Raw genomic sequence first — 23,950 nt, forward strand, 5'->3', positions numbered from 1 at the left:
AAATGTTCTTTTTCAGTAAGCCTATGATCTTCTTAATATTTAAAATAAATTTTTATTTAATTCAACTTTTTCAGAGAATTTAGCGTCACTGTTTCCTCACATTTTTCATAAGTGATCTCGTAAGTAGGGTTCTTCTCCGGATAGGTAAGAACATAGTCAGGACAAGGTTTTTTCTGCGCATGACTTCTGTCGAAATCTATTTTTCCTTTAGTAATGATGCTATCTTTTACAAACTTTTCATCAATCTGGTAAGTATTCATTTCATTTTTAAAGGTATCAGAATACTTAAACTCTTTAGACAGGGATTCTGCGATTACACGGCTGTTTGGAAGATATCCGCTGCAGCTTGCGCCTTTTTTGTTCAATATAAAGAATACAATAATCAGCCCCGGAATAAGGCCTATTAAAAAGAATTTAATTTTTTTCATTAGAAAATTAAAAGATTGATATCATGGTAAGTAAGTCCGAAACGGTCACAGATCACTTTTTTAGTATGTCTTCCTTTGTACATGTAAAGACTCTGTTTCATTTCATTTTTGCGAATCAGCATATTTTCAAAACCTCCTTCTTCATCATAGTTCAGGATGTAAGAAAGAAAGAAATTAGAGATCGCTTTGGTGGTAGTTCTTGGCATCCTTGATGTAAGATTCGGAAGTCCGCAATGGATCACACCATGTTTAATAATATAAGGATCTTCCATAGTCGTTAGCTCGGAAGTTTCAATTACTTTTCCATTATCAATGGTAATATCGATGATGACACTGCCTTTCTTCATTTTCACTACCATTTCTTCTGTAACGATAGGGGTCATATTTAATCTCGGAAGAGCACCGATCACTACATCTGCACGTCTTAAGGCTTTGCTTAATTCCTTGGGATCAATGATTGAAGTAGGAACGCGGCTGTCAACCAAGGTGTGAAGTCTTCTTAGTTTAGATAAAGAATTATCAAAAACCCTTACGCTTGCTCCAAGTCCAATGGCAGCTTTCGTAGCAAATTCTCCTACGATTCCGGCTCCTAAAATAACCACTTCTGCAGGTCTTACTCCTGTGATACCACCCAACATTAGACCGTTTGACAGGGCAAGAAGCTCTGATGCATATAAAACAGAAACGGTTCCTGCAATTTCGCCAACCAGTCTTACCAAAGCAAGCTGCTTATATTCGTCAACGATAAATTCAAAAGCAATGGCATTGATCTTTCTTTCCGCCAGCTTCAGGAAATAAGCTTTGTCTCTGAGGTTGATCTGAAGCGCTGAAACCAGATAAGTATTAGGTTTCATATAATCAATCTCATCTTCTGTAGGAGGATTGATCTTTAAGATAAGATCCTGTCCGAAAGCCTCTTTAGGATCATTGGTGATTTTTGCTCCAGATTCAGAATACTGCAGATCTGTAAAAAAAGAACCTTCTCCGGCCCCTGATTCTATAATAAGCTCGTGACCGTGTTCTACCAGTACCTGTACCGCATCAGGAGTAATGCAGGTTCTCCTCTCATTCAGACAGGTTTCTTTAGGAATTCCAATACTGAATTGCTTTCCTTTCTTTATAACCTCCAACTTTTCTTCCTTCGGCATCAATTCTTCTTCGGTGAAAGGAGTAAAAATGTTTGTAGTACTCATCCTTAAATTAAATTACGTCTTACAGATTATTATTTTACCATTGAATTAGGAAGCAAAGATACATAATATTTACTCGAATGAGACTTCTCTTTCATCCCCATTATTCACGATGCTCATAGTGTGGTATTTGAGCCCATACAGCTCTTCTTCATAGACTTCGGGCCATTCTATAATGCATAGAAAAGCATTGTCCAGATATTCTTCAATGCCAATGTCATACACTTCTTCCATGTTTTTTAAACGGTAAAGATCAAAATGATATATTTTGCCTTTCGGAGTATTGTATTCATTAACAATAGAGTAGGTAGGGGAGTTCACTTCGTCTGTACTGCCCAGTTTTTTAAGCAAAAACTGAGTAAAAGTGGTTTTTCCTGCACCAAGATTTCCTTTTAAAAGAAAAATATTATGCTGAAGGTCAGGAATGATCTTATCGACAACCCCCTGCCAGTCTGCCAGCTTATTGATGATGAACTGCATAAAAGTAATTTGTGCAAAAGTAAGGAATTTTGTTTGAGAGTAGTAGGGTTTGGGAGTTATAGAATGGGAGAGTTTTAGAGTTTAATGTAATCAACAACTGATAGCAAGCAACCAGCAGCTCTTTTACATCCTAAGCCCGAACTCTCAACCCTACCACCTTACAATTTCATCAGTCAAAAACACTTTCCCCATCTGTATAAATTTACTTATTTTTACATCATGATTTCTAAGCAGACCATTGATAAAATATTCTCCACAATTAGAGTTGAAGAGATTGTGGGTGAATATGTGCAGTTGAAGAGGGCCGGGTCTAATTTCAAAGGGCTCAGTCCCTTTCATGATGAAAAATCACCAAGTTTTGTCGTTTCACCAAGTAAGCAGATCTGGAAGGATTTCTCCACAGGAAAAGGAGGAACTGCCATTTCTTTTCTGATGGAGATCGAAAATTTCACTTATCCTGAAGCACTTCGTCATGCTGCCAAAAAATACGGAATTGAAATTGAAGAAGATCAGCGTGAATTTTCCGAAGAGGCTAAGCACGCGCAGACCGAAAAAGATCAGCTGTATAAAATTCATGAGGTTGCAAACTCTTATTTTCAGGAAATTCTCTGGGATTCGGAAGAGGGAAAAAGTATTGGTCTGGCTTATTTCAGAGAACGTGAGCTGAAGGATGACATCATTAAGAAATTCCAGCTGGGATATTCCGTTGAAAAGAAAAATGCCTTCACCGTTTATGCGGAAGAAAAAGGCTACACGAAAGATATTCTTGAGAAATCCGGACTTTCTATATTTCCTGAAAATACACCATCCGGAATCGACCGGTTTCGTGAAAGAGTTATTTTCCCTATTCACAGTTTCTCGGGCAGGGTGTTAGGTTTCGGAGCCAGGATCCTTAAAAATAACGTCAAGACTGCGAAATATCTCAACTCACCGGAAACGGAAATTTATCATAAATCCAATGTTCTTTATGGTTTAAACCAAAGTAAGCAGGCAATTTCCAGAAAAAATAACTGCCTGCTTGTGGAGGGTTATATGGACGTAATTGCCCTTCATATGTCCGGAATCGAGAATGTTGTGGCCAGTTCGGGAACGTCTTTAACTATTGAGCAAATCAAGCTTATCAAAAGGCTGACAGAAAATGTAACGATCCTTTTTGATGGTGATAATGCCGGTATCAAAGCAAGTTTCAGAAGTATCGATATGCTTTTGACGGAAGGGATGAACATCCGTGTCCTGCTTTTTCCGGAAGGTGATGACCCGGATTCATTTGCCAGAAAACATCCGCAGGATTACGTGGAAAAGTTCATCGAAAATGAAGCGATGGATTTTATTGATTTTAAAGCTGAAATCCTTTTAAAAGATGCCGGAAATGATCCTATAAAAAAAGCGGAAGCCATCCAGAATATTGTAAAATCTGTTTCTTTCGTACAGAATGCTCTGAAAAGAGAAGTGTATCTGAAGGAGGTTTCCAATAAGTTCGGGCTTTCGGAGCAGAGTCTTTTCAATGAGCTTAATGTCCAGAAGCAGATCACACAAAACCAAACCCAGCATGTTCAGCAGCAAAAGGAAAAAGCTCCTGTAAAATTGGAAGTAGTGCCGTTGGATGAGGAAAAAGAAGATCCCTATCTTTATGACGTTCTGTTTATGGAGAGCAAACTTGTAGATCATATGCTGATGTTCGGAGATATTGTTCTTAAAAGAACCAATGAAAAAAACGAGGAATATCAAATAACGGTTATTGAAGAAATTCTCCTGCATTTTGAAGAAGAACAGTATAGCTTTTTAGTAAAAGGAAATGAAATTATCATCAACCAGGTAAAGGAAGGGATTCAAAAGGATGAGCTGAGAAGCGGGAATTTTTTTGTAACTTTTATGGACGAAGAAATCACCTCCAAGGTGGTAGATGCTCTCATTCCTCTGGATGAACTGGAAAACTGGGGTTCCCGGAATATCTATCCGCCCAATTATGGTGACAAAATAGCGGAACAGGTACAGGGAGACGTACTGCTTCATAAATACAGGTATATTGATTATCTGATCAAAGAAACAGCAAAACAGCTGGATCAGTACCGCGGAACGGATGAAGGAAAATACTACGAGCTGATCAAAAAGATCACGCTGCTGAAGCAAGCCTCAATCCGGTTGAGTGATATTATAGAATATTCACCGATTAAAGGTATTTACGTAGACAGAAAAAGATAGATTAAAGACAACTGCCGAGTATACAATGAACTATTCTGTGACAAAAAGTCCTATAAAATTTTAGGAATAAAAGTTGTAATTTAAACTTCGAAAATAGTTAATAATACATAATAGAAATATGGACATTAAAAAAGACTTCAGAGATTTCTCTGTAAAACACTTAGGAAACAGCGGTTTGGTTACCGATCAGTATATGGGAATGTACGGCCCAACGAATCTTACGCCGTATATCATGGAAGAAAGAAGACTAAACGTTGCTCAAATGGATGTATTTTCACGTCTGATGATGGATAGAATTATCTTCCTTGGAACCGGTATTGACGATCAGGTTGCGAATATTGTAACGGCTCAGCTTCTGTTCCTGGAAAGCTCAGATTCTTCCAAAGATATCCAGATCTACATCAACTCTCCGGGAGGAAGCGTTTATGCAGGTTTAGGAATTTATGACACCATGCAAATCATCAAGCCTGATGTGGCAACAATCTGTACAGGAATGGCAGCTTCCATGGGAGCGGTCTTGCTTGTAGCAGGTGAAAAAGGAAAGCGTTCGGCACTTAAGCATTCAAGAGTGATGATCCACCAGCCTTCAGGAGGTGCTCAAGGAGTAGCTTCAGATATGGAGATCAATTTAAGAGAAATGCTTAAATTAAAGCAGGAGCTTTATGAAATTATCGGTCATCACTCAGGACAGACTTACGAATGGGTAGAAAAGTCTTCAGACAGAGACTATTGGATGACTTCTGAAGAAGCAAAAGGCTACGGAATGGTAGACGAGGTTCTACAGAGAAATACAGAAAAAAAATAATTTCTTTTTGAAATATATTGAAAACGCACCTAATTTTAGGTGCGTTTTTTTGTTTAATTTTTATTTTTTAAAGCCCTAATTCTACCATTTCCTTTAATCATACTGGGATTAATGCTTTTGTTTAAAATTAATTCATCTAGCGATCTTATTGTTAAAGCATAATTATCATTATATTCAAGATCAGTTTATAATCAATGTATATTTTCGCGGCATAAAAGTAAATAATGAAAAAACTTCTGTTATCCGCTGTTGTATTCACTGCGCTCGTATCATGTAAAGATGACGACAAAATGAACAACCAGGATATCAATTATGCCAAACTTCCTCAGGAATTTCCTTTTTCCAAACTGGCAACAGTGAATGGGATAGATATTATCAATGGTGGATTCGGTTCAGGTGCTGCCGCCCATCCTACCAGGAAAGGTGAGTTTTATGTGATTACCGACCGTGGTCCGAATACAGACTATCTGAATGGAAAAAAATTTCCGGCTCCGAATTTTACTCCAACCATTATGCATTTTAAGATCAATGCGGAAGGAAACATTGAGGTCATTAAATATATTAAACTGAAAAATCCTTCCGGACAACCAATTACAGGTCTTCCAAACCCTGCAGGAATGGGAAGTACTGGGGAGACTGCTTATGATTCATCAGGAAATGTTTTAGGAACAGATAATTACGGTCTGGATAGCGAAAGCATTGTTGCGGCAGCAGACGGAACGTTTTGGGTTTCTGATGAGTACGGCCCACATATCGTTCACTATAATGCAGACGGTGTAGAACTGGAAAGAATAAGCCCGATAGGTGTCAATACCGGAGCAAGAAAGTTACCAGCTGTTTTAGCTAAAAGAAGAGCCAACAGAGGAATGGAAGGACTATGCATCACTCCAGACGGAAAAACATTGGTAGGAACCATTCAGTCTACAATGTATGTGCCTACAAAAGCACTGGCTACCAATACTACTTTAACAAGAATTGTCACTTTCGATATTGCAACTGGACAGACCAAACAGTATCTGTACAAGCAAAATGGAGGCGGATCAGATTCTGTATGTGATATCACCGCGATCAGCAGTACAGAATTTCTTGTGATAGAAAGAGACGGAAACTTCGGTTCACAAGGCGGGACCAAAAAAGTATACAGAATCAATATAGCCGGAGCTTCAGATGTGAACGGAGCTGATATTACTGCTGTTGACGGAATGAAGATCAATAACAAAGCCCTAGAACAGTCTACATGGGATGAAATTACGACCGCAGGAATCAAACCTGTTTCCAAAATTTTAGCTGTAGATCTGGTTGCTAAATTAGGGTATGAACATGATAAATTTGAAGGGATTGTTTATTTAGGAAATAATAAAATAGCGGTTTTCAATGATGATGACTTCGGAATTTCAGATGACGGAAACGGAAATCCAAAAGCCAAGATCCTTCCCAAAACCGGAAAAGTAGACAAAGGAACAATGTATGTAGTCGATATTCAATAATTAGATTTTTTTTAAGAAAACGGCGGCATCGAAGATGCCGCCGTTTTTGATTCGAATATCATTTAAATTCAATAGGAATTAAGCCGAAACCTATGAATTAAACCCCTCAATAATCTTAGAAAAATCTTCCAGCTTTAAAGCTGCACCTCCGATTAGTCCACCGTCAATATCAGGCTGAGAGAAGATTTCCTTTGCATTATCCGGCTTTACAGAACCTCCGTAAAGGATAGAAACTTCGTCAGCAACCTCCTGTCCGTATTTTGCAGCGATGATGCTTCTGATGTGTGCATGAATCTCCTGAGCTTGAGCCGGAGAAGCTGTTTCACCTGTTCCGATGGCCCAAACAGGTTCGTAAGCGATCACCACTTTTTTGATCTCTTCAGCAGAAAGCGTGAAAAGAGCAACTTCAGTCTGGTTTTTTACCACTTCAAAATGTTGTCCTGCTTTTCTCTGCTCTAGTGTTTCACCGTTACAGTAAACAGGGATCAGCCCTTTGTCAAGAGCCAATTTGATCTTTCTGTTACAGTGAGAATCCGTTTCCCCGTGATACTGTCTTCTTTCAGAGTGCCCGATCAATGAACCGGTTGCATCAATAGATTCCAGCATATCAGCAGAAAGTTCACCGGTATAAGCACCGCTCTCATGCTCGCTCATATCCTGAGAAAATACACCGATCTCATCTTTTTCGAAGATGTCTTTGGCCATCATCAGGTATAAAGAAGGCGGCGCAATCCATATCTCGCAGTTGGTGGTGTTATTATTTTTATAGCTCAGTAATTGAATCATTAACTGTTGTGCGTCAATGACATTTTTATTCATTTTCCAGTTTCCTGCAACTATTTTTCTTCTCATAGTTTTATATAATTATGTAGATTGTTATTATTATTTTATTTCGCGCAGATTGTAATGATTTAGCAGATTTAAAGATTGTTAACTACTCTTTTTATACTATCCATAATATTTGTTGTATTAAAATTAATTAGCATTCCTAATTTTTTATCAGATAGTTTTAGATAGGTGTAGAGTTGTTTGTAGTGGATGGCTTCTAATTCCTTTATTGATTTTAGTTCCAAGATCACCTTATCTTCTACCAAAATGTCAATTTTAAAGTTTAAATCAAATTTTTTATTGTCATAATAAACCGGAAGTATAACTTCTGATTTTATATTTAATCCATTTTGCTCTAGCTCATATATTAATATATTCTGATATATAGACTCAAGCAAACCAGGACCTAATTGATTGTAAACATTAAAAATACATTTTCGAACAATGTATGAAATTTCATTTTCTGTCATTGTCAATCTGCATAATTTGCAAAATCTGCGTGATGATTAATTATTTATTAATTCCTTCTAATTTAAACATAAAAGCATACACCAAAGCAATATCCTTCAGGTAGTCAAACCTGCCCGAAGCACCGCCGTGGCCATAATCCATATCCGTTTTTAATAATAGTACGTTTTTATCTGTTTTCATATCCCTAAGTTTCGCTACCCATTTTGCAGGCTCAAAGTACTGTACCTGAGAATCATGAAGTCCTGTAGTGACCAAAAGATTAGGATAATTTTTCTTTTCGATATTTTCGTATGGAGAATACGATTTCATGTAGAAATACGCTTCCTTGTTGTTTGGGTTTCCCCACTCGTCATATTCGTTGGTCGTTAAGGGAATACTTTCATCAAGCATCGTATTCACAACATCTACGAACGGAACCTGTGAGATAACACCATTCCATAAACTTGGACTCATATTCACTACAGCACCCATCAAAAGACCTCCGGCACTTCCGCCCTGCGCATAAAGGTGTTTCGGTGAAGTGTATTTTTCTTTAACCAGATATTCCCCGGCATCGATGAAATCGGTGAATGTATTCTTCTTTTTCATCATTTTTCCATCTTCATACCATTGTCTTCCCATTTCCTGGCCGCCACGGATGTGAGCGATAGCAAAAGCAAAACCTCTGTTCAGAAGACTTAGTCTTGTGCTGCTGAAAGAGGCATCCATAGAACTTCCGTAAGAGCCGTATGCGTAAAGCAACACCGGACTGTTTCCATCTTTCTTGAATCCTTTTTTATAAACAAGGGAAATTGGAATTTTTGTACCATCTTTTGCGGTGGCAAAAAGTCTTTCAGTGGTGTAATTATCTTTAGAATAGCCGCCAAGAACCTCCTGTTGTTTTAATAAAACTCTTTTTCCTGTTTTCAGATCCTGCTCAAACTGAGAGCTTGGTGTAATCATTGAAGTATATCCGAAACGGAAATTATCCGTATTGTATTCAGGATTTTCCATCGATGAAATGGTGTACGTAGGTTCGTCAAATGTTAATGATTCCTTTTTTGCTGTCTTTCTGTCATAAATAACCAGCTGGGTAAGTCCGTTCTGTCTTTCACTGAAAACCAGGTAATTTTTAAATGCACTTACGCCCTGCATCAAAACATCATTTCTGTGCGGAATGAAATCTTTCCAATTCTCAACACCTGTTTTATCCAAAGGGGTTTCCGCTATTTTAAAGTTCAGTGCATCCTTATTCGTTCTGATCAGGAATTTGTCTTCCAAAGGTGTGATCGTATACAGAACATTCTTTATTCTCGGCTGGAAAACTTTGAAAGTTCCGTTCGGATCATTCGCATCCAGGTATCTTGTTTCAGAAGAAGTGGTAGCTCCGGAGTAGATCAGAAGAAACTTATGGTTTTTAGATTTATAAACTGAAATATAATTCGAGTGATCTTTTTCCTCATAAACCGTTACATCTTTTCCGGGATCAGTTCCCAGTGTATGTCTCTTAATCTTTTCAGATAAAAGAGTAACCGGATTTTTCTCCGTGTAAAAAATTGTTTTATTGTCATTTCCCCATTCCGAAGAACCCTCCGTGTTTTTAATACCCAGATCGGTTGTTTTTCCTGTTTTCAGATCCTTTAAAAATAAAGTATACTGTCTCCTCGAAACATCATCAACTCCATATACCAGTTTACTGTTGTCCGGACTGACGCTGAAACCGGAAGCCGCATAATAAGCATGGCCTTCCGCAAGTTGGTCTATGTCCAGAAGGATCTCTTCAGGAGCAGTCAGACTGCCTTTCTTTCTGCAGTATTTAAAGTATTGTTTTCCGGCTTCTGTACGGGTATAATAATAGTATCCGTTTTCAAAAACAGGGACAGATTCATCCTTTTCCTTAATCCTGGCTTTCATTTCCTGAAAAAGATTTTCCCTGAAAGATTCCGTATCCTTCATCATGCTTTCCCAATAGGTATTTTCGGCTTTCAGATAGTCAACGACCTTTGTAGAATCTTTTCCTTTTTTAAAATAATCGATCATCCAGTAATAGGGATCATTCACCTTATCACCATGGATTTCCCTGATATGTTCCTGCTTTTCGGCAATAGGAGCTTTCAGGGCAGGAAATTTTTGAGATTGTATCGTAGATGCACTCATAATTAATATTCCAAGATAAAATTTTTTCATGATATGATTTGGTTTTTTTATCAGGATATTAGGCCAGATTCCACAGGTTTTTTAGAAGCTTGTAGAAAGTATGCTCTTCGTCAGTTACCTTATTATCTGCTTTGATCAGCGTTTTGGCAAACTGTGCAAATTTCACACGCTCATCTTCCGTAGAGTCATCATGGAAACATCTTGCATGGAATTCAAAATGATCTTTCCATTCCTCAGGCTTTAAAAGAGCCAAAGTTTCCAGCTCATTGTCAAGGTTCATTCTGAACGGAAATTCGTCCGCCATATATTGCTGAACCAGCATTCCTTCTTCAGGAGCAAATTCCCCGTCTACAGAAGAAAGGATCATTAAAAGGTGGTATCCAGCGATTGATTTATTTGATTTTTGCATTTGTTAATGTATGTTTTAAGTTTAGTGTTTAAATTTGATAGTTGATAGTTGATAGTTGATAGTTGATAGTTGATAGTTGATAGTTGATAGTTGATAGTTGATAGCTTAAATTTGATAGTGTTTGGTTGTCAGTAACAGGTTACTAGTTCTAGTTGTCGGTAAATTCACTATTCACTCATTGACCATTCACAGATTCATATCTATTTCACATAGTCTTTTGCAGGTTGCTTATCAACAATTTTTCCTTTTTCTAATACCAAAATAAACGGGTTGCTTCTTGCAATAGTTTTGATAGCAGTTCCGTCCATCATTGCATTTTTAATCGTTTTAAATGTATTTTGATCCGTAGAAATTCCATAAATAAGAGCTCCTTTTTGAGCATTTACTTTAGCTTCAACTTTCTGGAACAGATCAGCAGGAACCTCTTTCGGGTGATAAGAAAAAATAAGAACAGCTTTCGGTGCATTGATGATTTTGTCCGTGAGATCCATCCCTGTAGGATCTTCAATTTTGAATTTTACAATCTCAGATTTATATCCCTCTTTTGTCAGAACAGATTCATTTTTTCCTTCTTCAATTTTCCACGGAGAACCTTCCGCCCAGTATTTTGTTTCTTTAATATAATCGTCCTGATTTATCTTTAAAGCTTCTCCGGTCTTTTGGTTTTTAAGTGAATAAAAAGTTTTGTATTCAGAAGGGTTTTTATTAATTTTTTCCTTCTCAGCCTTTATGTTGGTTCCAATTTTATAGTCACGGAAATCAATCAGTGGCTCGTGCATAATTCCCTGAGCCATAATGTAAATCATAATCACAGAGAACAGTCCTAAGACAGCATATCTTAGCTTGCCGGAAGATTTTTTAACATCAAATCCATAATCATCTTTTTTACGGAACTCTTTTCTATAGAGAATAAACAAAATGATGAGGCCAATAAGAAGTACAATATCTTTAATAAAGCTCTGCCACGGCGTAAATTTCACCGCATCTCCAAAACATCCGCAGTCCGTTACCACATTGAAATAAGCAGAATAAAAAGTAAGGAATCCAAAAAAGATACAAAGGGCAATTAACGCTGAAAGAGTAAATTTAAGCTTCAGTTTTAAGAGCAGCATAAATCCTAAGAAAAGCTCCAGTACGACTACAATAATCGAAAACAGAAGCGCAAATTTTTCCAGGAACGGCATATTGAAAACCGGGGGGGCAAAATATTCCTCCATTTTGAAAGAAAACCCTACCAGATCCACAGCCTTTACAAAGCCTGAAAGAATAAAGATAACAGCAATAATAAAGCGTAATAAACCTTTGATCATATGAATTTATTTTTGAGTTTCGGAAGTATTTTCTTTTTCAGAGAACTTAATCAGGCAGAAAACAGCATAGTTCAGCATATCGAAATAGTTCGCATCCAGACCTTCAGAAACAATGGTTTTTCCCTGGTTGTCTTCAATTTGTTTCGTTCTCAGTACTTTTTGGTAAATTAGATCAGTGATGGAAGAAATTCTCATATCCCTCCATGCTTCACCGTAATCGTGGTTTTTTCTTTCCATCAATGCTTGGGCTTCAGCAGAATACTGATCATAAAGGCTTAGAATTTCTTCCTTGTCTTCGTTAAAATCGTTAGAAAGTCCTTTTTCAAGCTGGATAAGCCCAATGATAGAGTAGTTCACGATGGCAATAAATTCACCTTCTTCACTTTCATCTACCATTTTTATATCCGTCATCTGCAGGGTGCGAATTCTGTTCACTTTGATATAGATCTGATCTGTAATCGAACTGGGTCTCAAAACCCTCCATGCTGCCCCGTAATCCTGTAATTTTTTGCTGAAAAGATCACGGCACTCACTGATAACTTTCCCGAACTGTACTGATGTTTTTGACATAAATTCTCTTAATCTCCCAAATATACGAATTAGGTTTTAGGTAGCAGGAATTGGGAATTGATTTTTGTCAGAGTTTCAGTTTTGAGAGAATCCAGAGTTTTAGTGTAAGAGAATATTAGATTGGTTATTGGTTGTCAGTTGCTGGTTCGGGCGTTTTTAAAGAAACAGGATTAAATGTTCAATATTTGAAGCTTAAAGATCCCTGCGAGAAATTATTTATATCCAAGTCTTGTTGACGTTCAACGAAAAACTAGCAGCAAACAAAACCAGCAATTCCCAATACTTAATAAAATAGTAATTTTGCAAAAAACAAATCACTTATCACTTATAAAAATGCTCTCAGACTCCCAGACTCTCAAACTCTCTAATGCTCCCACCCAAAAGCCATTCCACTCTCTAAACTGCAATGGCCGTCTAGTGCAGCTGGAGACTCCAAAGATCATGGGTATCCTTAATCTTACCCCGGATTCCTTTTCCGATGGCGGAAAGTTTAATGATGAAAAATCTGCTTTGGAACATACAGAAAAGCTAGTAAAAGACGGTGCAGAGATCATTGATATTGGCCCGCAATCGACACGTCCCAATGCTGAATTTCTGAGCAGCCAGGAAGAAATAAAGAGAATCGGGAGTATAATTTTTCAGATCAAAAAGGAATTTCCGGAGGCACTTATATCACTCGATACTTTCTATTCAGAGACGGTGAAATTTGGCTTTAACGAAGGAATTGACATCATCAATGATATTTCAGGCGGGCAGTACGATGAAAAAATGTTTGAAACTGCAGCTGAAACGAAGCTTCCGTATATCCTGATGCATGTGAACCCATCTTATGAGACCATGCACGATAAAATAAAGTTTGCTGACATTACACTTGAAGTCAATCGGTATTTCTCCAAAAAAAACAGTGAACTTCTTGAAAAAGGAGTAAAAGATATCATTCTTGATCCCGGCTTTGGATTTGGAAAATCGGTTGATGATCAGATGAAAATGATTACCGAAACAGAACATTTAGGCTTTGGAAGATTTCCTTTGCTCATAGGTATTTCCAGAAAATCATTTATCTATAAACCTCTTGGGAAATCAGCCCTGGATATCAAAGAAGAAACACAGAAACTTCACATGAAAGTTTTGGAGCAGGGAGCTAAAATTTTAAGAGTTCATGATGTTGCCGAAACAGCAGTAACCATCAGCGAATTTTTGCAAAAAAATAAAAAATGTTAAAAAATCTTGCTCAGTATTAAAAAATTAATACATTTGCAGTATGAATTTTACGAATCAGAAAAATATTATTGTCATTTCTAATACTATTGTTGTCATTAACAACAGTAAAGAAACGGCATTGTAAAATATTTTAATTTAAATTATATAAGCCGTTTCATATTTGAAACGGCTTTTTTTATTTCAAAAATTATGTATCAGTTATTAACCGTAATTATTATCGTCATTATTATTCCCTTGCGTTTGTGAGACGGATAGAGTATGACTATGCATATTTGAGCCCTCTCACATCGTGAGAGGGCTTTTTTTATTCCCATTTGTTAATTTTAAACCCTAAATAATGTATTACAGCGACCAAACTATCGTTTATTTTAATGGAAATTTTCTTAAGGCAAAAGATGCAGGAATGAATCTTTACGGACAGTCACTTCATTATGGCTATTCCGTCTTTGAAGGCATAAAATCCTACGGTACTACTCACGGAACCAGGATCTTTAAGGCAGAAAAACACTATGAAAGACTTAAAAGATCAGCAGAACTGATGCATATCCCATTTGATTATTCCGTCAGTAAACTCACCGATCTTACCTATCAGCTTTTAGAACAAAATGGGTTTACTGATGCTTATATACGCCCGTTAATCACCTGTTCTCCCAATATGTCACTCTCAAAAGGGAAAGAATCTTATCTGTCTCTGCTGGCCTGGGAATGGAACAATGGATACCTCACAGACAAAGTGAAGGTGATGACCTCAAATTTTCAGCGCCCCAATCCTAAAGCTTTTAGAATAGAAGCTAAAGCAGGGGGACATTACGTCAACTCCATCCTTGCTTGCCAGGATGCCAGAGATAAAGGTTACGATGAAGCATTGTTACTGGATGAAAACGGGAATGTTGCCGAAAGCTCAGGCGCCAATGTTTTCTACGAAAAAGAAGGAATTTTGTATACTCCGGCACTAGGAAATATACTTCCCGGTATCACAAGACAGACCGTTTTTGAAATATGCAGTGAACTTAATATTCCCGTTCAGGAAACCTTCTTTAAACCAGAAGAAATGAGAGGAGCTGATGCTGCTTTTTTCTGTGGTACCGCAGCTGAAATTGTAGCATTGGATTCTTTGGATGATGTTCCTTTCACCAAAAGCTGGGCAGGTACAGCAAGTGAAAAAGTACAACAGGCCTATCAGAAACTCGTAAGAGTTCTGTCGTTGTAAATTTATGGAGCCTAAACTGTTGGTTTTCAAATTAATAATTCTATTTCTCAAACGATTGGATATTGTAATTTTCATAAAAGTGAAAATAAAAAAGATATGACAAGCTGTAGTTTTGAACCAAAATTAAGTAAAAGCTTCGTTGATAAATTCCGAAAAAATTCAAATCTCTGACACATTGAGAAATAACAAGTACAGCAAATGCAAATAATAGTATGTTAAATAAATATTCAAAAACATTCACACAAAATAGAGAACAGCCAGCCGCAAAAGCAATGCTTTACGGGATAGGTTTTACTGATGAGGATATGAGTAAAGCCCAGATAGGGATTGCGAGCATGGGATATGACGGGAATACCTGCAATATGCATCTCAACGATCTTGCTAAAGTGGTAAAGAAAGGAACCTGGGAGCATGGACTTGCCGGATTGATATTCAATACAATAGGAGTAAGTGACGGGATGAGCAATGGCACAGACGGCATGCGGTATTCTCTGGTAAGCCGGGATGTTATAGCAGACAGTATTGAAGCGATCTGTGGAGCACAGTATTATGACGGCATCATTGCACTGCCGGGATGTGATAAAAATATGCCGGGAACCATTATTGCCATGGGAAGATTGGATAGACCTTCGATAATGGTTTATGGAGGAACCATTGCTCCCGGATGTTACAAAAACGAGCCGCTTAATATTGTTTCGGCTTTTGAAGCCTTAGGACAAAAAATTGCCGGAGAAATCTCAGAAGAAGATTTCAATGGAGTTATAAAAAACTCCTGTCCCGGAGCAGGAGCCTGTGGTGGAATGTATACTGCCAATACCATGTCTTCAGCTATTGAAGCGTTAGGAATGAGTCTTCCGTATTCATCCTCAAATCCCGCATTGAGCAGGGAAAAACAGGAAGAATGTCTTGAAGCAGGCAAATACATTAAAATATTACTGGAGAAAGATATCAAACCATCGGATATCATGACCCGTAAAGCTTTTGAAAATGCACTTCGTCTCATCGTGATCCTTGGCGGTAGTACCAATGCCGTTCTGCATTTTATTGCGATGGCTAAAAGTGTTGGCATTTCTGTAACTCAGGATGATTTCCAGAAAATGAGTGATATCACACCGGTATTGGCAGATCTTAAACCAAGCGGGAAATACCTGATGCAGGATTTACACGAACATGGAGGAACACCTGCAGTAATGAAATATCTATTGGAAGAAGGATTACTGCATGGTGATTGTCTTACTGTTACCGGAAAAACAGTCGCAGAAAATCTCAAAAATGTTCCCAGCCTTGATTTTTCAAAACAAAAGATCATCAGGCCATTATCCAATCCTATCAAAGAAACAGGACATCTGAGAATACTGTATGGCAACCTGGCCGAGAAAGGAAGCGTAGCGAAGATCACCGGAAAAGAAGGCGAAAAGTTTTCAGGAAAAGCCCGAGTATTTGATGGAGAAAAAGATCTGATCAAAGGAATTCAAAACGGAAGGGTTCAGCATGGAGACGTCATTGTCATCCGCCATGAAGGACCCAAAGGAGCTCCCGGAATGCCGGAAATGCTGAAACCTACCAGTGCCCTGATCGGAGCTGGACTTGGAGGAAGCGTAGCTTTAATTACCGATGGAAGATTCAGTGGCGGGACCCATGGCTTTGTGGTAGGACATATTACTCCCGAAGCCTATGAGGGAGGCCTGATTGCCTTTGTGAAAGACAATGACCTTATCGAAATAGATGCAGTAAACAACACCATACAACTGAAAGTTTCCGAAGAAGAAATTAAACAGCGGAAAAAAGGGTGGCAAAAACCAGAGCTTAAAGTAAAAAAAGGACTGCTGTATAAATATGCACTGACTGTATCATCAGCTGCTGAAGGCTGCGTAACAGACGAAATCACTTAATAAAATATAATGAAGAATCTACATATATCCGCCGAAACAGAGATAAGCGGTAGCCGGATCATCCTTGAAGCATTTCTTCAGGAAGGAGTAAAAACAATTTTCGGGTATCCGGGAGGAGCTATTATTCCTATTTATGATGCCCTTTACGACTATAAAGATAAACTTGAGCATATTCTGGTCCGCCACGAGCAGGGAGCAGTGCATGCAGCACAGGGACTTGCCAGAGTATCAGGAGAAGTAGGAGTAGTTTTGGCCACCAGCGGACCTGGCGCAACCAATCTTGTGACCGGATTGGCAGATGCCTTACTGGATAATACCCCTATCGTATGCATCACAGGACAGGTCTTCGATCACCTTTTGGGAACGGATGCTTTTCAGGAAATAGATGTGATGAACGTGACCAGCCCCGTTACCAAATGGAATTATCAGGTAACTGATGCTGATGAACTTTCCGAAGTATTGGCAAAAGCATTCTTTATTGCAAGATCGGGTCGTCCAGGTCCGGTACTGATAGATGTTACTAAAAATGCTCAGCTGCAAAAAGTTCTCTATAAAGGTTATCATCCTTGTGATTCTTTAAGAAGTTACAGACCCAATCCTGTTCCTGATATGGATAGTATTGAAAAAGCAGCTGTACTCATTAATGATGCAAAACGGCCGTTTATCATTGCCGGACAGGGAATTATGTTGGGAAGAGCAGAGAAAGAGTTCCTGCAGTTTGCTGAAAAGTCAGGAATTCCGGTAGCATGGACAGTTTTAGGAATGAGTACCATTCCTACAGATCATCCACAGGCTGTAGGAATGGTAGGAATGCATGGAAATTATGGACCCAATATCCTTACCAATGAATGTGATGTTCTGATTGCGGTGGGAATGCGTTTTGATGACCGTGTGACCGGGAGACTGGATCAGTATGCAAAACAGGCAAAAAATTATTCATCTGGATATTGACAAAGCAGAAATCAATAAAAATGTAAAAGTTGAGGTTCCGGTTCTTGGAAACTGCAAAGATACCTTACCGCTTCTTACCCAGTTGATAGTACCAAGACAACATTCTGACTGGCATCAGAAGTTTAAAGACTGCCATGAAATTGAGACTCTTAAACTGATAAGCCACGAACTCTTTCCTACTGAAGGAGAAATTACAATGGGAGAAGTAATCCGAAATCTGAACGAGATGACTCAGGGAGAAGCCGTGATTGTCAGTGATGTTGGACAGCATCAGATGGCTACCTGCAGATACTCGGAGTTTAAACATAACAGAAGCAATATAACAAGCGGTGGACTGGGCACGATGGGATTTTGTCTTCCTGCTGCCATAGGGGCTGCTTATGGGACCGACCGTCCTGTTGTTGCGGTAATGGGAGATGGTGGTGCTCAGATGAACATTCAGGAGCTGGGAACATTGATGCAGTATCAGCCGGACATCAAGATTTTGATCCTTAATAATTGCTACCTGGGAATGGTAAGGCAGTGGCAGGAATTGTTTCATGAAGAACGGTATTCTTCGGTAGATATTCAGAGTCCGGATTTTGTACAGGTTGCCAAAGGATACAGTATTCCGGGAAGAAAGATTGTACAGAGAGAAGAACTGGAAGCTGGTCTCAGTGAAATGCTTCATTATAAAGGGGCTTTCCTTCTGGAAGTGATGACGGGAAAAGAACACAATGTATTTCCAATGATTCCTCAAGGGAAAAGTGTTTCAGAAATCGTATTGACGCATAATAAAGTTTAAAATAAAAATAGGTAAAAATGAAATCAGAAAATAAAGAATATACCATCACGGCTTATACAGAAGATTATTTAGGTCTCATTGGCCGGATTAACGCTATTTTTTCAAGAAGACGAATTTCTATTGTCAATTTAAATGTAGGTCCGTCCGAAATGGAAAGAGTTAAAAAATTTGTGATCATCGTCAGAGAAACGGAAGAATCTGTGCAAAAGATCACCAGGCAGATGGAAAAACAGGTAGATGTCCTGGAAGTTCATTATCATAAAAATCCATGCCTCACCGCAGTATTGCATGCGAGCTGATGTTAAATGAAATCAAAAATAATAAATAACAATAAATAAAAAATCAAAAAATGGCAAAATTGAATTTTGGCGGAGTAGAAGAAAATGTTGTGACAAGAGAGGAGTTTCCATTGCAGAAAGCTCAGGAAGTATTAAAAGATGAGGTGGTAGCTGTGATCGGTTATGGAGTACAGGGACCGGGACAGGCTTTAAATCAAAAAGATAACGGAATTAATGTAATCGTAGGTCAGAGAAAGAACTCCAAATCCTGGGATAAGGCCATAGCAGATGGTTTTGTACCTGGAGAAACTCTTTTTGAAATAGAAGAAGCATTGCAGAAAGGAACTGTTATCTGTTATCTTTTAAGCGATGCCGCACAGATCGAATACTGGCCTAAAGTAAAACAGCATCTTACTCCTGGAAAAGCACTGTATTTCTCTCATGGTTTTGGAATTACCTTCAATGAACGTACGGGAATTGTTCCTCCGGCAGATGTAGATGTATTTCTGGTTGCGCCTAAAGGATCAGGAACCTCACTAAGGAGAATGTTCCTGCAGAACAGAGGCCTGAACAGCAGTTTTGCCGTATATCAGGATGCCACAGGAAAAGCAAGAGAAAGAGTGGCAGCATTGGGAATAGCAATTGGAAGCGGTTATTTATTTGAAACCGATTTTAAGAAAGAAGTATTCAGTGATCTTGCAGGAGAACGGGGAACACTGATGGGAGCTGTACAGGGAATATTTGCTGCACAATATGATGTTTTGAGAAAAAACGGACATAGCCCGTCTGAAGCTTTCAATGAAACAGTAGAGGAACTAACACAGTCATTAATGCCATTGGTGGCAGAAAACGGCATGGATTGGATGTATGCGAACTGCAGCACCACAGCGCAAAGAGGCGCACTGGATTGGTGGAAGAGATTCAGAGATGCTACTTCTCCTTTGTTTGAGGAACTCTATGACAGTGTTGCAAAAGGAGATGAAGCGCAGCGTTCCATAGATAGCAACAGCAAACCTGACTACAGAGAAAAGTTGGAGGTAGAACTGACTGAGCTTAGAGAAAGCGAGATGTGGAGAGCGGGCAAAACCGTCCGTAGTCTCAGACCTGAGAACAATTAATCTCGTCAAAATGATAAAACAAGAAACATATCCTTCTGTTTTGGATAATGTCTTTAAAGCAGCCCGGAGACTTAAAAACGTTATTGTACGGACACCTTTGGCTATCAACAATAACCTGTCAACGGTTTATGATGCGAAAGTGAGTTTTAAAAGAGAGGACCTTCAGCGTGTAAGATCATATAAGATCAGAGGAGCTTACAATAAAATGGCTGTGATGTCTCCGGAAAATCTGGCTAAAGGAGTGGTCTGTGCCAGCGCCGGAAACCATGCCCAGGGAGTTGCTTTTGCATGCAGCACGATGAAGGTGAAAGGAACTATCTTTATGCCTTTACCCACTCCTGGACAAAAGCTGGAACAGGTGAAAATGTTCGGGGGAAATTATATCGATGTGGTGCTTTACGGAGATACTTTTGATGAAGCAAAAGATGCCGCAGTGAAATTCTGTAAAGATAATCAGGGAATATTCATTCATCCCTTTGATGATCAGGATATTATTGATGGCCAGGCTACAGCAGCACTGGAAATTCTGGAGCAGTCGGAGGAACCTATTGATTATCTTTTTGTTCCCATAGGCGGGGGCGGCTTGGCTGCAGGAGTCTGTACGGTGTTTCAGGAATTGTCTCCACAAACGAAGATCATAGGAGTGGAGCCTTCTGCTGCGGCTAGTATGAAAAAAGCACTGGAAAAAGGAAAACCAGTGCTTCTTGAAAAAATAAGCCGTTTTGTGGATGGAGCTGCCGTTCAGAAAGTTGGTGACCTTAATTTTGAGCTTTGCAGAAAAGGCCTGCATGATATGGCTGTTGTTGATGACGGAATGGTATGTGAAACCATTCTTTCACTCTACAATAAAGATGCGGTGGTGGTAGAACCAGCCGGAGCCCTTTCGGTAGCAGCGCTGGAGAAATATAAAGAAGAGATCAAAGGGAAAAACATAGTATGCATCATTAGTGGAAGCAATAATGACATCACCCGGATGGAAGAGATCAAAGAAAAGGCACTTCTCCATGCAGGCTTAAAACATTATTTTCTCGTCAGATTCGCACAACGCCCCGGAGCCTTGAAAAATTTTGTGATGAATGTGCTTGGACCGAATGATGATATTACTTTTTTTGAATACACTCAGAAAAATTCAAAGGAAAAAGGAATTGCTGTTTTGGGAATTGGACTGAGGCATAGTGAAGATTTTACTCCACTGCTTAACAACATGAAGAAATATGATTTTTTCGTTAATTATCTGAATAATGATCCGTCTTTAATGAATCTGCTTATTTAAAGGAATGAATTAAAACTCTCGCAAATTTTTCAGATGAGGCAGATCTTTAATCGTCCAAAACTGACTTTGGAAAGTGGAGCGTTAAGAAAATCAATTCTGTGAACCTTAAGAAAATTATACTGTCCGAAGCGCGGGACAAAATCAGATTCTCAACATAGAATGCTACCGCACAAGTTTTAGAATTTTTAGAGAACAGGATTTATTTTTAGCGGAAGTTTCCCAGTCTTGAACTTTTGGTTCTTTTGTTTCAAGACAAAAGAATATAGAGAATATTTGGCAAAATGTATTGCGAAGCAGTGATAAAGTAATCTGAAGAATAAAGAATAAAGAATAAAGAATAAAGAATAAAGAATAAAGAATAAAGAATAAAGAGATTGCTTCGGCGCTATGCTCCTCGCAATGACAAAGAAGACTAAGTTTAAAACAATTACTTTGTAAAGTTTGAAGGAAATTGAATTTACAACCTAAATATCTGACTTCGGAAAATGGAGCGTTAAGAAAATCAATTCTGTGAACGTTAAGAAAATTCTACTGTCCGAAGCGCGGGACAAAATCAGATTCTCAACATAGAATGCTACCGCACAAGTTTTAGAATTTTTAGAGAACAGGATTTATTTTTAGCGGAAGTTTCCCAGTCTTGAACTTTTGGTTCTTTTGTTTCAAGACAAAAGAATAATAGAGAATATTTGGCAAAATGTATTGCGAAGCAGTGATCAAGTGATCTGAAGAATAAAGAATAAAGAGATTGCTTCGGCGCTATGCTCCTCGCAATGACAAAGAAGACTAAGTTTAACACGATTGCTTTGTTGTAAAGTTTGAAGGAATTTGAAATACCTGACTTTGGAAAATGGAGCGTTAAGAAAATCAATCCTGTGAACGTTAAGAAAATTCTACTGTCCGAAGCGCGGGACAAAATCAGATTTTCAACATAGATGCTACCGTGCAAGTTTTAGAGTTTTTAGAGAACAGGATTTATTTTTAGCGGAAGTTTCCCAGTCTTGAACTTTTGGTTCTTTTGTTTCAAGACAAAAGAATAATAGAGAATATTTGGCAAAATGTATTGCGAAGCAGTGACCAAGTAATCTTAAGAATAAAGTATAAAGAATAAAGAGATTGCTTCGTCGCTTTGCTCCTCGCAATGACAGAAAGTAGAATCGGCGGCCCGAAGGGCCGCCGATTCTTTTGATTTTATCTTTCAAGCGTAAAATCCGGAATAACCGTCGGACGTTCCGCTTCATTGGCCACTTTCCAGGAAGTCCTGTACATCCATTCCGTCATTTTATACAACTTTTTGTAGTTGATATTCTCAGATTCGTCCTGAGGCGTATGATACTGATCGTGCAGTACACTGGTAAAAAATATAGCGGGAATACCCATTTTTGCATACGGCAAATGATCGCTTCTGAAATAGAAATATTCTGCATGATTCGGAGAATCCCAGTCTTTCAGGTACTTGAATTTTGTACTTTCATTATTGGCATCCTCAGCCATTTTTACCAGTTCTTCAGAATTTTTGTGGGGTGAATTTCCTCCAAGGAGAGCAGCTTCATTATTATCATTTCTTCCGATCATATCACCGTTAAGAACAGCTACAATCTTTTCTTTAGGAACTACAGGATGGGAAGCATGCCATCTGGAACCCAGCAATCCTCTTTCCTCAGCTCCATGAAAGACAAAGAGGATACTTCTTTTCCCGGGTTGCTTTTTGTAGGCTCTCGCCATGGCAAGCATAGCGACACAGGTACTGGCGTTATCATCAGCACCGTTGTAGATGGTATCGTTTTTTACAGGATGTCTGATTCCGTCATGATCCTGATGTCCGCTTAGTAAAACATATTCGTCTTTAAGGGTAGGATCTGTACCTTCAATCTTTCCAATGATATTGACTGAAGGATATTTATAGGTTTCTGTGATCAGGTTAAGTGAAACTTTAGGATTGTTTTTTACCCAGTTTGTATTTTCTCTTTTGATCCATAGAACAGGAATATTATTCGTTATTTTTTCCCTTAACCCCTCAACGCCATAGGTTCCTCTTGTCATTTGGGGAAGTATTTCCACCCAGCTTTTTTCAGAAATATCATCTGTGATAAAAATAATGGCTTTTGCTCCGAGTTCAACGGCTTTATTATAATATTTTGTTCTTACAAACCCAGGATATCTTCTTACAAAAAGAGTCATTTCTTTCTCTATATTTTTATCGGAAGCATTAACGGCAAGAACTTTTCCTTTGATATTCAATTTAGAAAGTCCTTCAGGTTCAGTATTTCCTGCGTAAACAATCTCTGCATCAATAGAAGCATTGACAGGTTCTGCAACCAGAAAATCTTTCCAGAGCTTAAGATTAGTATCGCCAACTTTTAAACTGCTCTGAGGAATCACCTGATGTCTGTACATATCAAAAAACTGAAAGAAAGTACCGTTATCACCTGCAGGTTTCATTCCTGCTTCCTTAGCTTTATCAGCCAGCCACATGGAGACTTTTAGTTCATCCAGAGTTCCTGCTTCACGGCCCAAGAACTGGTCGGCAGCCAATTCATACATATCCTTTTTCAAGTCAGATTCTTTGATGGCAGATACCAGAGGTTTTTTATAGCTTTGAGCAGTCCCGAAGCTAAATAAAAGAAACCCCAGAATAGAGAATATATAACTTTTATTCATTTAAAAATTTTAATTGAAGTTAGCCAATTTATCTGAGAACTGTTTTGAAAATTCCTTCCTGTCTTCTTCCAATTTTTCCTGCTCGGAAGGCAGAATATAATTAAAAAGAACCTTGTCTTCATTATCCAGGAAAATAATCTCCTTTTCATTGCCGTCGATCATCTGTGAGAAAATGGCCCACATTGAAGTGTCTTTTAATCTTAATAATTCAAAAAACTGTTCCGCTTTTATTTCTATTCTCTGCATATT

The 23,950-nt window shown here is 38.4% G+C and carries 20 protein-coding genes and 1 pseudogene; 10 read left to right on the forward strand and 11 right to left on the reverse strand.

Annotation, left to right across the window (positions count from 1 at the left end):
- Positions 1 to 56: 56 nt before the first annotated feature.
- From QF044_RS02935 to tsaE, 3 genes are all read right to left on the reverse strand, one after another.
- Positions 57 to 428: a hypothetical protein gene (locus QF044_RS02935; protein WP_307263452.1), complete on the reverse strand. Its 372-nt coding sequence runs from the start codon at positions 426 to 428 to the stop codon at positions 57 to 59.
- Positions 428 to 1,621, reverse strand: a complete 1,194-nt coding sequence (locus QF044_RS02940; protein WP_307263455.1) for an alanine dehydrogenase — start codon at positions 1,619 to 1,621, stop codon at positions 428 to 430. The genes QF044_RS02935 and QF044_RS02940 overlap by 1 nt, the downstream gene beginning before the upstream one ends.
- Positions 1,622 to 1,690: 69 nt before the next feature.
- Entirely contained in the window at positions 1,691 to 2,098 is a 408-nt protein-coding gene (gene tsaE, locus QF044_RS02945) for a tRNA (adenosine(37)-N6)-threonylcarbamoyltransferase complex ATPase subunit type 1 TsaE (RefSeq protein WP_307263458.1), read from the reverse strand.
- Between the two features lie 219 nt (positions 2,099 to 2,317).
- Here tsaE and dnaG point away from each other — a divergent pair, with 219 nt between their 5' ends.
- From dnaG to QF044_RS02960, 3 genes are all read left to right on the forward strand, one after another.
- Positions 2,318 to 4,300 carry a DNA primase gene (gene dnaG, locus QF044_RS02950; protein WP_307263460.1) on the forward strand — a complete coding sequence of 661 codons (1,983 nt, stop codon included), beginning with the start codon at positions 2,318 to 2,320 and terminating at the stop codon, positions 4,298 to 4,300.
- Positions 4,301 to 4,418: 118 nt separating this feature from the next.
- Positions 4,419 to 5,105, forward strand: a complete 687-nt coding sequence (clpP, locus tag QF044_RS02955) for an ATP-dependent Clp endopeptidase proteolytic subunit ClpP (RefSeq protein ID WP_307263462.1) — start codon at positions 4,419 to 4,421, stop codon at positions 5,103 to 5,105.
- A 224-nt stretch (positions 5,106 to 5,329) separates the two neighbouring features.
- A complete protein-coding gene (locus tag QF044_RS02960) occupies positions 5,330 to 6,592 on the forward strand; it encodes an esterase-like activity of phytase family protein (RefSeq protein ID WP_307263465.1) in 1,263 nt (420 codons plus the stop codon).
- A 90-nt stretch (positions 6,593 to 6,682) separates the two neighbouring features.
- Here QF044_RS02960 and tpiA read toward each other — a convergent pair whose 3' ends face one another.
- From tpiA to QF044_RS02990, 6 genes are all read right to left on the reverse strand, one after another.
- The gene (gene tpiA, locus QF044_RS02965; protein WP_307263467.1) at positions 6,683 to 7,444 is read right to left on the reverse strand and encodes a triose-phosphate isomerase; all 762 of its coding nucleotides are present in this window, start codon (positions 7,442 to 7,444) and stop codon (positions 6,683 to 6,685) included.
- 68 nt (positions 7,445 to 7,512) lie between these two features.
- Positions 7,513 to 7,890 (reverse strand): GxxExxY protein, encoded by a 378-nt coding sequence (locus QF044_RS02970; RefSeq protein WP_307263470.1) that lies wholly within the window; start codon positions 7,888 to 7,890, stop codon positions 7,513 to 7,515.
- A gap of 40 nt (positions 7,891 to 7,930) precedes the next feature.
- Entirely contained in the window at positions 7,931 to 10,057 is a 2,127-nt protein-coding gene (locus QF044_RS02975; RefSeq protein ID WP_307263472.1) for a S9 family peptidase, read from the reverse strand.
- 28 nt (positions 10,058 to 10,085) lie between these two features.
- Positions 10,086 to 10,436 carry a TerB family tellurite resistance protein gene (locus tag QF044_RS02980; protein ID WP_307263475.1) on the reverse strand — a complete coding sequence of 117 codons (351 nt, stop codon included), beginning with the start codon at positions 10,434 to 10,436 and terminating at the stop codon, positions 10,086 to 10,088.
- Between the two features lie 200 nt (positions 10,437 to 10,636).
- On the reverse strand, positions 10,637 to 11,746 hold the full coding sequence (locus tag QF044_RS02985; RefSeq protein WP_307263477.1) for a BT_3928 family protein: 1,110 nt from the start codon (positions 11,744 to 11,746) through the stop codon (positions 10,637 to 10,639).
- A gap of 6 nt (positions 11,747 to 11,752) precedes the next feature.
- Positions 11,753 to 12,316 carry a DUF1599 domain-containing protein gene (locus QF044_RS02990; RefSeq protein ID WP_307263480.1) on the reverse strand — a complete coding sequence of 188 codons (564 nt, stop codon included), beginning with the start codon at positions 12,314 to 12,316 and terminating at the stop codon, positions 11,753 to 11,755.
- Positions 12,317 to 12,757: 441 nt separating this feature from the next.
- Here QF044_RS02990 and folP point away from each other — a divergent pair, with 441 nt between their 5' ends.
- The 7 genes and pseudogenes from folP (at position 12,758) to ilvA (ending at position 21,043) form a co-directional block, all read left to right on the forward strand.
- Positions 12,758 to 13,537 (forward strand): dihydropteroate synthase, encoded by a 780-nt coding sequence (gene folP, locus QF044_RS02995; RefSeq protein ID WP_307271912.1) that lies wholly within the window; start codon positions 12,758 to 12,760, stop codon positions 13,535 to 13,537.
- 337 nt (positions 13,538 to 13,874) lie between these two features.
- Positions 13,875 to 14,747 (forward strand): branched-chain-amino-acid transaminase, encoded by an 873-nt coding sequence (ilvE, locus tag QF044_RS03000; RefSeq protein WP_307263483.1) that lies wholly within the window; start codon positions 13,875 to 13,877, stop codon positions 14,745 to 14,747.
- Positions 14,748 to 14,959: 212 nt separating this feature from the next.
- Positions 14,960 to 16,639: a dihydroxy-acid dehydratase gene (gene ilvD / locus QF044_RS03005; protein WP_307263484.1), complete on the forward strand. Its 1,680-nt coding sequence runs from the start codon at positions 14,960 to 14,962 to the stop codon at positions 16,637 to 16,639.
- Between the two features lie 9 nt (positions 16,640 to 16,648).
- Positions 16,649 to 18,374: pseudogene (gene ilvB / locus QF044_RS03010) on the forward strand (biosynthetic-type acetolactate synthase large subunit).
- A 17-nt stretch (positions 18,375 to 18,391) separates the two neighbouring features.
- Positions 18,392 to 18,673: an ACT domain-containing protein gene (locus QF044_RS03015; protein ID WP_307263486.1), complete on the forward strand. Its 282-nt coding sequence runs from the start codon at positions 18,392 to 18,394 to the stop codon at positions 18,671 to 18,673.
- Positions 18,674 to 18,723: 50 nt separating this feature from the next.
- Positions 18,724 to 19,770 carry a ketol-acid reductoisomerase gene (ilvC, locus tag QF044_RS03020; RefSeq protein ID WP_307263488.1) on the forward strand — a complete coding sequence of 349 codons (1,047 nt, stop codon included), beginning with the start codon at positions 18,724 to 18,726 and terminating at the stop codon, positions 19,768 to 19,770.
- Between the two features lie 10 nt (positions 19,771 to 19,780).
- Positions 19,781 to 21,043: a threonine ammonia-lyase IlvA gene (gene ilvA / locus QF044_RS03025; RefSeq protein ID WP_307263489.1), complete on the forward strand. Its 1,263-nt coding sequence runs from the start codon at positions 19,781 to 19,783 to the stop codon at positions 21,041 to 21,043.
- A gap of 1,188 nt (positions 21,044 to 22,231) precedes the next feature.
- Here the strand turns inward: ilvA and QF044_RS03030 are convergent.
- Entirely contained in the window at positions 22,232 to 23,701 is a 1,470-nt protein-coding gene (locus tag QF044_RS03030) for a M20/M25/M40 family metallo-hydrolase (RefSeq protein ID WP_307263491.1), read from the reverse strand.
- A 9-nt stretch (positions 23,702 to 23,710) separates the two neighbouring features.
- On the reverse strand, positions 23,711 to 23,947 hold the full coding sequence (locus QF044_RS03035; protein WP_307263495.1) for a hypothetical protein: 237 nt from the start codon (positions 23,945 to 23,947) through the stop codon (positions 23,711 to 23,713).
- Between the last annotated feature and the right edge of the window lie 3 nt (positions 23,948 to 23,950).

Origin of the sequence: Chryseobacterium sp. W4I1 (assembly GCF_030816115.1) — a bacterium.
GTDB lineage: Bacteria > Bacteroidota > Bacteroidia > Flavobacteriales > Weeksellaceae > Chryseobacterium.